Here is an 11,782-nt window from a genome sequence, read left to right as displayed (position 1 = left end):
TGTTATTGGGGCTTTGGGGGTTCACTGATCGACTCACGTGCCCCCCCGGCGCCGGTGGGGGCGGGGTGGGGCGCGGGGGGGGGGCCCGGGGGGGGGGGGGGGGGGGGCGCCGCCCCCGGCCGCCTGCGAGCGGATTTTCTATCGGTCTCGGAAAACCTTGACTCCAGACCGCTCACGGTGCCAGCTCGCTCACCGGGGGGCGTCCCGCGATCGTCGGGACCGGTCTCGCGGAACGAGGCCGGCAGCGGATGCATATTTCCGACGGACATGTGCGCGGACATCACTCGCGGTACCGGTGGAAATGCTGGCGAGCTGGGCGATCTCTCTTAACGACGCATCCGGCTTCTCTGCGAGGACCTCCGCCGCCCGCAGACGTCCGGCCCTGCCGTCCAGCGGACGCACGCGTCCGTCGCGGCTGCCCCGGCTGTGCAACCGAGGAGAATCCGCGGTTGCACAGCCGGGGAGTGTCCCTACGGTCTTGGCCGAACAGAGCGGTGATCTCCGCGATCGCGCGGTCGGACCACTCAGGATGGGAGTCGATGATCCGAGCCGCGGCGGTGCTGCGGTCAGTGAGCGTCAAAGGGAGACCATGACCGACATTGGCCTTGACGGCCAGAACGAAAGCGTCGCGTGCGTCGCCGTCGAAGAACCGTGCGCCGATGTCGGATTCTCCGCGCAGTCCCGCCACCCGCAGGCGGTGCACTCGCTGGCGGTGACTCGCAGAGCGATTGGATATGTTCGATGCTCTCGCCGTCCAAGAGCGACGAATACTGTCACTGATCGGGATCCGGCGCCACCTGCTCAGATGGCGGCGCACTCCGTCACCGGCCACCATCGGCCGGGTGCTGGGGGTTGTTGAGGGTGACGCCCTGGACCGGGCGGTGGGCGCCCACCTGGCCGACCGACACCGCACCGCTACCGAGGCCGCCCAGGCGCCGTCACCCTCCGCGTCCGGGCGGCGGGCACGTGACCGCTGTCGACGGCAGAGCACTCAAGGGATCAGCCCGTCTACCGCGACGCGCCGGCACTTGCTCTCCGCGGTCACTCACCGCACCGTCGTGCCCCTCGCCCCAGTGGAGGTCGGCGCGAAGACGAACGAAACCACACAGGTCACCCTTGCCGTGCATCCCGCCGACATGCTTGCCTGGGATGTGTCCGCTCAGAGTCCGGTCACCGAGAAAAGGGTCCATGACCTCTTTGTCGGAGCATCATCGACCGACATCAGGGCCCGCCATGGCGATCTATATCGAGGGCGGTGAGATCGGCTCCCTCAATTTTGCGGTGCCCCGCAATACAGGGGAATACCATACGATCAGCCGAGGCGTGTCGCATTGGGAGGTGCCCAAGTCAAGGACCCCGCAAGAGCCGGAGGCTACCATTCGGTCATCTTCCGACGCAGCGGCGACTATATCGGATTCCGCAAGTTGGATACGGATGGCGTATACGAGGTCGCATTAGGGACCGCCACAGCGGAACTGGACTTCCGCGGCGGAGGCGAGCCACTCAGAGGTTCGCGTTGATGCGCCGGACGGTCCACTGTTGGGCACCCTCCACGTTTCCGCTACAGGCGATATTCAGGAATACAGAACGATACTCGGCAGGTTACGGCCAACGTCCGACCTCCATGGCCCATTCCTGGTTTTCCTCGGTGGCATACTCTACCTGGATTCGATCCAGCTTCTCTCAGCTCCATTCTAGAGTACTGCATTAAGGGCTACCCACGAAAAGAGATGGAGGCTCGGAAATGTCGCTCAACAAAGTCTGGCGACCCGCTATAGAGTTCAACCTCACTGAGCACTGCAACCTGCGCTGCACCCACTGCGACCACGCTTCGTCGATCCTGCCGCCTGGGTTCGCAGACCTTGCTTCGTTTACACGAGATATAGAAGTACTGTCGACCGCCCTGCAGGCCGGGGAGATCAAGTTTGTGGGCGGCGAGCCTCTCTTGCATCCTCAGCTCATAGACTTTCTCAAGGTTGCAAAAGAGGTCCAGATTGCGAAGCGCATCATTCTGGTGACCAACGGCGTGCTTCTGCATAGGGCTCCCGCCGAGCTCTGGGATCTCATCGACGGCATGTGGATCAGCATCTATCCGAAAATTAAATATCGTTTCGACTGGGAGTCGATCCAGCGTCTCGCCGATGAACACCAGATCTTCGTTTGGCGCAAGGAGACGCCGGAGTTCGCCGAACGGTTACTCATCGAAGAGATCCGAAGCAAAGAGCTCGTCGACATGGTCTTCCAGAACTGCAATCTCGCACACCTGGAGAGCTGTCACACCGTCTATGAGGGGCGCTACTACATGTGTGCGCCCTCGGTATGGATGGAGCCGAGGTTAGCGCTTCATGGAAATGCCTTCACGAACCGCGAATCCGACGGTATCGCCATCCACGATAACCCGAACCTCTACGAGGACCTGGACAACTTGGTCCGAAGGCAGGAGCCGCTGGATGCCTGCCGCTACTGTTTGGGATCCTGGGCGCGAAGTACGCCAAACGAGCAGTTGACGAAGAAGCTCACCGAGGAATTCTTGGCCAGGCAGCCTGAGGATCTTGCTGAGCTGGTCGATCCAGAGTTGATCGTTCCGCGAACTTACACGGATCAGAACCGCCCTGGGGTGACCCGTCCATCAGGTGAATCCGAGTCTTGACCCGCTGGCTCTCAGGGTGTTGCGGCCGCGTCGGACCGTACCCGGGCCGGTAAAAAACTGCGAAGCCACCTCCACGAATTCGTTGCGGTGAAACGAGATGACATCTGCTTGCGCCCTGGCGGAAGGTGGCCGGGGAACGGTTGCGGCTGGCCGCAGTGTGGCTCGGGCGCGAGGGGACCGGGCCCGGGTCGCTGCGCCTGGCCGCGCGGACGGTGGGCCTTGCCGACCAGCTCGGTGTCCGCTCTCGGTGCTGACCAATGCGGTCCGCTACGCCGACCCGGACCAGCACCGCCTCGCCGACTCAAAATAGGACACTTAAGGAATAGGAATTTTCCATGATGGACACACAAAAGATACTTATGACGACCGGAAGCCGTACCTTAACCCGATGGAGCCCACGGCGGAGGGTTCTCCCCGGCCTCCTGGCCGCGGTAGCGACGGCCGTCATCGGCGGGCTTGCGACGGCGGCTCCGGCTACCGCGAACGAGGGCAACTGCACTGCGGTCTCGGCGCTCTGTCTGTATTCAGGGGAGAATTTCAGCGGAACAAGCCTGCCGATCACGTCACAGACACCGGGCGGCACCTGCGTGAACGTGGCGCAGTCCGGCTGGTCCGGTCCGGTCCGGTCTGTCGTCAACACGCACAGCAAGAGCGCTGCCCTGTTTATGAACGAGGACTGTCTCGGAGGCCCTTACCAGGTGGCGGCCAACTCCTCAATTCCCAGCTTAGGCACGTTCCAGCCGAAGAGTCTATGGGTGGCCGGATAGGGCACCGAGCGCAGTGTCGGGAACAGCGACGTACGAGGCAGGGCATGGAGATCGCACGCGTGATGGGTGATGAAGTGCGAAGTAGCGCTCTTGCACACGAGGGCGAACGGCCACGGCGCTCAACTTCCTGTCCTTCGGTGCCGCTCTGAGGTGCTGGACGAGCCGCGTCCCCTGCGATCAAGCCCGACCTCGGCCTCGCACTCCTAGTGTTCGCTTTCGTCGCCATCGCGCGAATGCTGATTCTGGGACGGCTGGTGGATCGCTGGGGGAGCTTTAGAGTTCTGGAACCGACGGCTCTGCTCTAACCACGATCGTTCATGAGTCCCCGTCAGCTTGCTGACGGGGACTCTGTGTCTGTGTGGTGGTGTCTTTCCGGAGCTGGGGCAGGTTGAGGGCCCGGCTTTCGCGTCGAGTGGGCGCCTGGTTCCACTTCTCCGGTGTGGTGATGCGGGTCGTCGGGACGGTCGAAGTGGCTGGTCAACCGGGGTTCTGGAGCCTATGGATCCTGCCGATCACGTGGATGATGACGTTTTCCAGGGCCATCGGGTGGTGAAGCGGAGCCAAGGGCGGCGGCCGGTGTTCACGAGCTGAGCGGCGGCGAAGAGCAGGCGGAGCTTCTTGGGTTTCCCAGCGGCGAGTTTTGGCCGGTCAGGGCGAGCATCGGCATCCCGGCGAGGAGGCTGAGTGCGAGGGAATCGAAGGAGCCAGATGCGGTTCTATGTGGTGTCATGCTTCGCCAGCCAAAATGCCAGCTGCGGCGACATAAACCAAATCAAAAATACTGGCCAGGAGAATGGAATAGCAACGGGATTCAGGATAGCTACTAGCGTGACCAATACCAGGGACAACACAGGAGTCCGGATCATCTGTTGCCAGTATTGCACTGCTCTGGCTTCGGCCAGCTTTTTCGTAGCCTCCGTTGCGGTCACCCACTCCAAAAGGAGTCGGCGACTAACATTCATCCGATAAATTGCACGAATAATGGCGTCAAGATTAACCAGAGCAGAATCTGCCATAAACACCATTCCGAGCAACCAAACGGTGAAATCTCGTCGCGCAGTTCGCACAGAAGAGCCACACCGAGAGAAAAAGGAGGCTAGGCCCTTCCGTGCGCCACCGAACGATCGCTGATCTGTTAGGAGTGCCGTGAGTGAATGAATCATATGGCACAAAAATCCACCGCTGGAGAGGACGGCTAAAACGATTAGCCATATGACGATATCACCAGGTAAGACTCCAAGAAGCGTAGCCACAAACAACAGGAATGTCGAAATGCCAGATGCCGGACCAATGAGATCGCAGAGCAATCTCCAACGGTCGTACCAATTCAGTTTGGTAGGTCCCTTAGTTCCATCGGCAAGCGGAACTTGCGCCCACAACCAAGGCAGCAATTGATAATCGCCACGGACCCAACGGTGCATCCTTTTCCGGTGGGCCAGATAATTGACCGGGGCGGTCTCCAGGATAGTTACGTCTGATATGTAAGCGGTACGAGCATGAAAACCCTCAAGCTTGTCGTGACTGAGGACAGAATTTTCTGGAATACGCCCCTCAAGGCTCCGCTCGAAGATCGTCGCATCATATATCCCTTTACCAAAGAACAGTCCACTATCGAAGAAATCCTGATGGATTGACGGCTCCACGCTTTCCCGGTCCAGGGTTTCTACTTGAGGATAGAAGAGTCGCTCAAATAGGCTTTCTTTTCCGCCATGGACCTGCACGGGGCGAGGCTGCAATACTCCGTATCCGTTAGTTACGAAACCCGTCTCCTGGCTGATCGAAGCTCGGTTGAGCGGATGCCGCAAGATACCGACCAGCCTGGCTATGCCACCAGGCGCCAGCTCGGAGTCGGCATCAAGGGTAACGACCAAGCTTATACCGGCAAGGCGTCTCTTATCGCCGATTCTTTGCATAAAGCTGGTGGACTCATCACCGGAAAGGAGTCGATTGAATTCCGCTAACTTGCCGCGTTTCCTTTCCCATCCCATCCAGATTTTATCTATATCATGCCAGCGCCGCTCGCGATGAAAGTGCAAAAATGGCCCGACCCCGTACACGCCGTGTGCGGTGTTCAGCTTAGCGAGACCCTCCTCGATCGAGGATAGAAGATCACGATCTTGAGGCATACGACAGTCTTCTGAATCGGCGAAGTCCGTAAGCAGGGCAAACAGAATGTTGCGGTCAGGGTTATTTAGGTAGTTGCGTTCTAGCGTCTCAATACTTGCCATGACGTCGCCACGAGACGAAATCAAGACGGGAATCACGGCTATCGTCCTGAGGTTCTCAGGTACCCCCTCGCTCACATCTAGGCTAGGAAGCGATTGGGGAGGTCCCGAAAGGCGAAGGAAAAACCAATTGACGAATTGTGTACACACGGTCAAGATGGGTGCAGTCAATAGTAGTGCCGCGATAGGTAGCGACGGATGCCAAGTAGTACCCCGAACGGCCAGAATGCAGAAGATTACAGAAATGGAAATGACTACCAGGGCCGCGATCGACCCGAGGTAGAGTAATTTCCGCTGCCTGTGGATTTTCCTCATTGCTCTGACTCGCATAGGGGTAGTACATCCAAGAATTTCTTCGAACGTCGGCCGAAGTTCGGATACGAGCCAGCACCCGACGTGCCGTTCGCGCGGACTCAGGCTCGGGTTCTCGCACAGTCTGATCAGCACACGGGCGACGTACAAGGGGTCACATTTGCACCATTCGGCTAGTTCGATAATCTCCTTTATATATTGCTGACGAGTCGAATGACTGCATTTCGAATATTCACCTGATGGGTCACTTTTAAGTACATCTTCGAGTGAAGTTTCAGACCAGTGACCGGGATTGTTCTGCATACCGTGGCGCATGATCTTGACCGTATCAACTAGGGGTTGTCTCGTAAATGATCTCTGGCGTGTTAGGTGGCCCGCTCGTTCCCTTGTCATCCGGCGAGGGTGCGGTTGTCCAGGCGGGCGATGCCGAGCATGGCGTGGCGGATCCCGTCGCCTTCCAGGCTTCATGCGAGCGAAGGCGTGCTCGACGCGGGCGCGGACCTCACGGTGGGAGGTGTTGTGTTCCTCTTTCCAGGCCGGGAGTTCGGCCCGGGCCGGGCTCGCGGCGGTGCAGGATGACCAAGCCGGTGCCCGATATCCGCCGTCCGCGATTTACCGTGGTCCTGCCAACGGCATCCTTGGCACCGGACAACTCCCACGCCTTGCGGTCGCCGCACAGCGGCCGGCCAACAGCGACGACGAGCCGGGTGTCGGTGCCGATGACGACCTGGCGGTTCGAGGAGTTACTGAACTTGAATCCGTGATGTCGGGGTCTGCCGCGTGGTGCTGGGGGCCCGGCTCGCGGTTCCCCACGACACGGGAACACAAGGATGATCTCCGCGTGATTCGAGACCTGCCGCCGTTGCCGTTGCCCCAGTACGCCGTAGTCCGTATCGGCTGCTCACCAGAGCTGCCCACTGAGATTGCCGCCAAGCTGCGGCAGATCGGCGTCCCGGCGGGGGGCTGATCGGCCATGAGTACCACCCGCCCGCCGAGACGGCAGCCCTCAGCGGGATGGACAAGAGCGAGTTGATCGTCTTCAAGACCAGCAGCCTGTTCGGACACATCGCCATCGAAAGGCTGCGCGCCGCATCGTGCACATCCCCATAACCGAGTCTTCGACCACTCATCACATGAACAGGAACCTCGAATCCGTCCACCGGTGCGCCGCGGCCACCATCGCCCACTCCCCCTCCTACGAAGAAATGGATGTGCCCGGCGATCGAACCGAGCCGGGCCCCTTCCGGCCGCTGAAGTGCGCGTAGTCGTCCAGCACCAGGCGCAGCGCCCGCCGTGTCATCGCTTCGATGTCCGGATTCAACAGCGCACGAGAGGCGGAGGACTCCGCGCCGGCCAGGGCCTGGGCCGTGAGGGAGTCGGTGGTGTGTGTCGTCGCGACGGACGCGATCCCGAGCTTGTCCCGGATGTCGGGCAGTGGACGGCGGATACGGCGCATGACGTCCCGCGCGGTCACCACGCGACACGCCGAGGCGCCTCATCCCTCCGAGTGATCTGCGGCGCAAACCCTTCTCCGTCTTCCAGATTGCCTGGACTCTTACAACTGCAGGCCCCTGACCTGGGGTCATGTGATCCCGATCGCATCCGCACTCCCTTCCGCTCGCCGGCTTCCGGTACGCCCGGGGCCATCGCGGACGGAGCAGAGGAGACACCCGGCACAGAAGAGAAAGGCAACCGGACCATGAACCGTACGAGAAAACTGACGGTGGCCGCGCTGGCCCTCACCCTGGTGGGCGGTGGCGCCTCCGTGGTCTCCACCGCGTCGGCCGAGGCACCACGGACGACCGCACGGACGCAGCAGGCGCCGCAAGCGACCCTCGCCGCCTGGGCGAAGATCAACGCCAGTGGGCTGATCTTCGGGCGGGAGAACATCGGCGCGGTCCAGCGCGTCGGCTTCGGCCGCTACATCCTGAACTCCAACATCGATCTGGGCGGCTGCGCCCTGATCGGCACGTTGAACGGCAACAACGACGGCGACCCCGGCCCCGGCAGTTCGTCGATCATGGTCAACCGGGCCAACGCCCGTCAGTTGTTCGTCCGTACCTCGACTCCGTCGATGAACAGCGTGGACGACAACCGGGCCTTCTCCGTCCTCGTCATCTGTTGATCACAGCACCCGGCGCCGTCCGCTGATCGCGTCACCAGGCGTGCGCCGGAGGTCCCTGCGCCGGGTGCCTCCCGCCGGTGCCGGACAGCGACAAGGGGAAGGGACCGGCGGGGGAACCGCCATCGGGAGCCGGGGGCTCCGGAGTGGTGACAGGTACCGCCGGGGCGCCCCGCACAATTGACCGATGACGTTCACCTTCCGCGGTCCTTTCGCGGCACCCGGCGAGAAGACCCGAGGCATGTGGCGCGCGCTCGCCGAAGTGGTCGGCGGCGGACTGCTGATGCTCCTCGTCACGCTGCTGGAACAGGGCCTGTCCGGTTCGCTGGCCGGAGAGGTGCAGCTCGTCCTGGGCACGGTCGTCCTCGCCCTGCTGGCCGTCCGCCGCCGCTACCCGATCATGAGTCTGCTCGGGGTGGCCGTCGTCCTGGGCCTGCTGCCGGCCGCCGGGTTGCCGGCTGCGGTGACCGCCTACACCACCGCCCAGCAGTTGGTGTCCCACCGGCGCCGGACCGCTCTGCTGCTGGCGTCGGCCGCCCTGACGACGCTGGTCTGCGCGGTCTCCACCCCGCGCATCGAGCTCGGCAGCCACGCGTTCGGGCTCGCCCTCGGCGGCGTCCTCGCGGCCACCACGCTGATCGTGCCGGCCCTCCTCGGCACCGCGAGCGGACAACAGAGCCGGCTGCTGCGGGCCCTGCGCGAACGCGCCGTCGCCGCGGAGGTGGTCCGTCGGCTCACGGACAGCGAATCCCGGATCCACGAGCGGTCCCGTATCGCCGCCGAGATGCACGACCTGGTCGGCCACCGACTCAGCCTGGTCTCGCTGCACACCGGCGGACTGGAGATGGCCTTGCAGAAGGAGTCCCCCGAACTGCGTGACGAGGCGGCGCTGGTGCGCCAGGCCGCCGGAGACGCGATGCGCGAACTGCGTGAAGTGCTGGGTGTGCTGGGCCCGCTGGGACGGGACACCGGGACCGGCGCCCTGACCGACACCACAGGCACCCGGTCCGATATCGAGGCGCTGGCCGAGGAGTCCCGCCGCGGTGGCATTCCGCTCGGTCTCACCTGGGACGGGCCCGATCTCCACACGCGCCCGGCCCTGGTCCGGCGCGCGGTCCACCGCGTGGTACGCGAGTCGCTGACCAATGTGCACCGGTACGCCGCCGGGGCCCATGTCACCGTGGCGGTCACGCACACCGAAGACCGTGTGGAGATGCTGATACGCAACGGGCGACCACCCGTGACCTCCGGCGCCCCGACCGGCCTGGGCACGGGACGCGGCCTCGTCGGACTGCGGGAACGAGTGTCCCTGCTCGGCGGCACGCTGGAGGCGGACCCGACGCCCGAAGGTGGATTCGTGGTCACGGTCCACGTCCCGGCGCAACCGGATCCCGACACGGTGCTCGCCGACCCGGGCACCCCACGGACCGGGCCACCGTCCGAGCCGGACCCCGACCAGGCCGCCGGCGGTGTCCGGCGCGGAGCCGTGAACGCCCTCACCGGACTCCTCGGCCTCACGGGTGTGGGCGTGCTGATGATGCTCGGCCTGTTCCTGGTCAGCCAGGCACAGACGGTGAACGATCACTACGGCCTCCCGGAACCGCCGCGGATCGGGATGTCCCGCGAAGAGGTGGAGTCCGCCATGTACGGGGACTACGCCTTGGCACGCGCCGCGGCCACCGGCCGGGAGCCGGCCCGCCCGCGGTCCGTGACGCACTGCATCTACCCGGCGATGCCGGACGAAGTCTTCGTGCCGCTGGCCGATGCCGCCGTTCCGGGGGCTCCGAAGGCCCCTGCCGATCAGGCCGATGAGGGCCCTGGGCACTTCACGATCACCCGTTACTGTTTCCGTGACGACAAGTTGGCCGCGATCGATCACTTCACCGTGCCGGTGGTGTCGCAGACACCACCGTGGGAGTCCCCATGACCGAGTTCTCCACTTCCGACGACCGCCCCGTCCGGGTACTGCTCGCTGACGACGAAGAGTTGATCAGGCACGCGGTCGGGATGATCCTGCGCCATGCCGATGGCATCGAGGTGGTCGGTGAGGCGGTGAACGGCGAGGACGCCGTGCGGGTCGCCGCGGAGACCCGTCCCGACGTGGCACTGGTCGACATCCGGATGCCCGTGCTCGACGGGCTCGCCACCATCGAACGGCTCCTGCTCCTCCAGCCCCGGCCGCGGGTCGTCATGCTCACCACCTTCGGCGACGAGGAGAACGTGACACAGGCGCTGCGGGCCGGCGCCACCGGCTTTCTGCTCAAGGACGAGGGCCCGCAGGAGTTGATCCGCGCGGTGCGGGCCGCCGCCGTGGGAGACGCGGTCCTCTCCCCCGGTGTCACCGGCGCCGTCATCGAACGGATGCTCAACAGCGGTGCCGGTACGCCGGGAGCCGAGAAGGCGTCGGACGCCGACACGGATCGGCGGCTGGCCTCACTCACCGGCCGGGAACGCGATGTCCTGGCGCTGCTGGCGCAGGGGCTCGCCAACTTGGAGATCGGCCGGCAGTTGGGCATCGGCGTGGGCACGGTGAAGACCCACGTCAGCGCCATCCTGGAGAAGACGGACACGGACAGTCGGGTGCAGGCGGCGATACTGGCGTACCGCGTGGGGTTGCTGTCCTGAGCCACGACCCGTACCGCGTGGGGTTGCTGTCCTGAGCCACGACCCGTACCGCGTGGGGTTGCTGTCCTGAGCCACGGCCCCACCCGTCGTCTCTGTCGAAAGGCGGATCCGGCCGTCCGTCCTGAGGACCAGGCGCGCCTGCGCACCTGACCTTCGACAGGCGCACCATGCACACCCTGAGGCCGACGGTCCGGCAGGACGGCGCACCGAGGATGGAGGCGGGCAGTCGCCCACCTCTTCTCCTCACCGCTGGAGCCGCCATGTCGCTACAGGCAGCCACGCCCGTGCTCGCCCACCCACCGGCCGTCTCCGCCGCGGGGGCCACCGGGCTGAGCAAGGTGTACGGCCAGGGCGAGGCCCGGGTCGTCGCCCTGGACTCGGTCTCGGTGGAGTTCGGACGCGCCCGTTTCACCGCGATCATGGGCCCCTCTGGCTCCGGCAAGTCAACACTGATGCACTGTGTGGCCGGCCTCGACTCGGTCTCCGCGGGCTCCGCCCGCATCGGTGACACCGAACTGTCCACGCTGAACGACCGCCAGCTCACCCAGGTACGGCGGGAGAAGGTCGGCTTCGTCTTCCAGGCGTTCAACCTGCTCCCCACACTGACGGCGCTGGAGAACATCACGCTGCCGCTGGCGATCGCGGGCCGGAAGCCGAACCAGCCGTGGCTGGACACGATCGTGGCGAAGGTCGGCCTCTCCGCACGACTGGGCCACCGCCCCGCTCAGCTCTCCGGCGGCCAGCAGCAGCGCGTCGCCGTCGCCCGCGCCCTGCTGTCGCAACCGGAGATCATCTTCGCGGACGAGCCCACCGGCAACCTGGACTCCCGCGCCGGCTCCGAGGTCTTGGGCTTCCTACGCGATTCCGTACGGGAGTTGGGCCAGACCGTCGTGATGGTCACCCACGACCCGGTGGCAGCCTCCTACGCGGACCGTGTGGTCTTCCTCGCCGACGGCCGGATCACAGACGAACTGCTCGCCCCGACCGCCGAGGGCGTCCTGGACCGGATGCGGAACTTCGACTCCTGACTCCTGGTGTCACCAGCACTCCGACGAGCGCGGACCGACCGAACCGCCCGGTT

General features: G+C 64.1%; 8 protein-coding genes and 3 pseudogenes. 8 read left to right on the top strand and 3 right to left on the bottom strand.

The features are described from left to right. Positions 1-1,491: 1,491 nt before the first annotated feature. The 4 genes and pseudogenes from ACH4S7_RS33070 to ACH4S7_RS33055 form a co-directional block, all read left to right on the top strand. A pseudogene (locus tag ACH4S7_RS33070) lies at positions 1,492-1,698 on the top strand (carbohydrate-binding protein); the annotation flags it as partial. A gap of 46 nt (positions 1,699-1,744) precedes the next feature. Continuing rightward, complete coding sequence (locus tag ACH4S7_RS33065) at positions 1,745-2,650, top strand: radical SAM protein (RefSeq protein WP_398525071.1); 906 nt, start codon at positions 1,745-1,747, stop codon at positions 2,648-2,650. Positions 2,651-2,754: 104 nt separating this feature from the next. Beyond that, positions 2,755-2,951, top strand: a pseudogene (locus tag ACH4S7_RS33060) (hypothetical protein); the annotation flags it as partial. Between the two features lie 34 nt (positions 2,952-2,985). Then, the gene (locus ACH4S7_RS33055; protein WP_398525070.1) at positions 2,986-3,417 is read left to right on the top strand and encodes a peptidase inhibitor family I36 protein; all 432 of its coding nucleotides are present in this window, start codon (positions 2,986-2,988) and stop codon (positions 3,415-3,417) included. 716 nt (positions 3,418-4,133) lie between these two features. On the opposite strand, the gene ACH4S7_RS33050 is transcribed toward ACH4S7_RS33055, so the two are convergent. From ACH4S7_RS33050 to ACH4S7_RS33040, 3 genes and pseudogenes are all read right to left on the bottom strand, one after another. After that, entirely contained in the window at positions 4,134-5,645 is a 1,512-nt protein-coding gene (locus ACH4S7_RS33050; RefSeq protein ID WP_398525069.1) for a hypothetical protein, read from the bottom strand. 698 nt (positions 5,646-6,343) lie between these two features. Next, positions 6,344-6,696, bottom strand: a pseudogene (locus ACH4S7_RS33045) (IS5/IS1182 family transposase); the annotation flags it as partial. Positions 6,697-7,149: 453 nt separating this feature from the next. After that, the gene (locus ACH4S7_RS33040; RefSeq protein ID WP_398525068.1) at positions 7,150-7,410 is read right to left on the bottom strand and encodes a hypothetical protein; all 261 of its coding nucleotides are present in this window, start codon (positions 7,408-7,410) and stop codon (positions 7,150-7,152) included. A gap of 243 nt (positions 7,411-7,653) precedes the next feature. Here ACH4S7_RS33040 and ACH4S7_RS33035 point away from each other — a divergent pair, with 243 nt between their 5' ends. The 4 genes from ACH4S7_RS33035 (at position 7,654) to ACH4S7_RS33020 (ending at position 11,729) form a co-directional block, all read left to right on the top strand. After that, a complete protein-coding gene (locus tag ACH4S7_RS33035) occupies positions 7,654-8,079 on the top strand; it encodes a hypothetical protein (protein WP_398525067.1) in 426 nt (141 codons plus the stop codon). A gap of 184 nt (positions 8,080-8,263) precedes the next feature. Further along, positions 8,264-10,003 (top strand): sensor histidine kinase, encoded by a 1,740-nt coding sequence (locus ACH4S7_RS33030; protein ID WP_398525066.1) that lies wholly within the window; start codon positions 8,264-8,266, stop codon positions 10,001-10,003. Next, the gene (locus tag ACH4S7_RS33025) at positions 10,000-10,701 is read left to right on the top strand and encodes a response regulator (protein ID WP_398525065.1); all 702 of its coding nucleotides are present in this window, start codon (positions 10,000-10,002) and stop codon (positions 10,699-10,701) included. Before ACH4S7_RS33030 ends, ACH4S7_RS33025 begins: the two co-directional genes overlap by 4 nt. A 260-nt stretch (positions 10,702-10,961) precedes the next feature. Continuing rightward, positions 10,962-11,729, top strand: a complete 768-nt coding sequence (locus ACH4S7_RS33020; RefSeq protein WP_398525064.1) for an ABC transporter ATP-binding protein — start codon at positions 10,962-10,964, stop codon at positions 11,727-11,729. Positions 11,730-11,782: the final 53 nt, after the last annotated feature.

It is taken from the genome of Streptomyces sp. NPDC020965, assembly GCF_044333555.1.
Taxonomy (GTDB): Bacteria; Actinomycetota; Actinomycetes; order Streptomycetales; family Streptomycetaceae; genus Streptomyces.
This window is presented reverse-complemented; position numbering and strand designations above follow the sequence as displayed.

Bases quoted from the DNA above. Each gene is read 5' to 3' on its own strand.
- ACH4S7_RS33020 (WP_398525064.1), top strand. From the start codon at position 10,962: ATGTCGCTACAGGCAGCCACGCCCGTGCTCGCCCACCCACCGGCCGTC.
- ACH4S7_RS33065 (WP_398525071.1), top strand. From the start codon at position 1,745: ATGTCGCTCAACAAAGTCTGGCGACCCGCTATAGAGTTCAACCTCACT.
- ACH4S7_RS33040 (WP_398525068.1), bottom strand. From the start codon at position 7,410: ATGCGCCGTATCCGCCGTCCACTGCCCGACATCCGGGACAAGCTCGGG.
- ACH4S7_RS33050 (WP_398525069.1), bottom strand. From the start codon at position 5,645: ATGGCAAGTATTGAGACGCTAGAACGCAACTACCTAAATAACCCTGAC.
- ACH4S7_RS33055 (WP_398525070.1), top strand. From the start codon at position 2,986: ATGATGGACACACAAAAGATACTTATGACGACCGGAAGCCGTACCTTA.
- ACH4S7_RS33030 (WP_398525066.1), top strand. From the start codon at position 8,264: ATGACGTTCACCTTCCGCGGTCCTTTCGCGGCACCCGGCGAGAAGACC.
- ACH4S7_RS33035 (WP_398525067.1), top strand. From the start codon at position 7,654: ATGAACCGTACGAGAAAACTGACGGTGGCCGCGCTGGCCCTCACCCTG.
- ACH4S7_RS33025 (WP_398525065.1), top strand. From the start codon at position 10,000: ATGACCGAGTTCTCCACTTCCGACGACCGCCCCGTCCGGGTACTGCTC.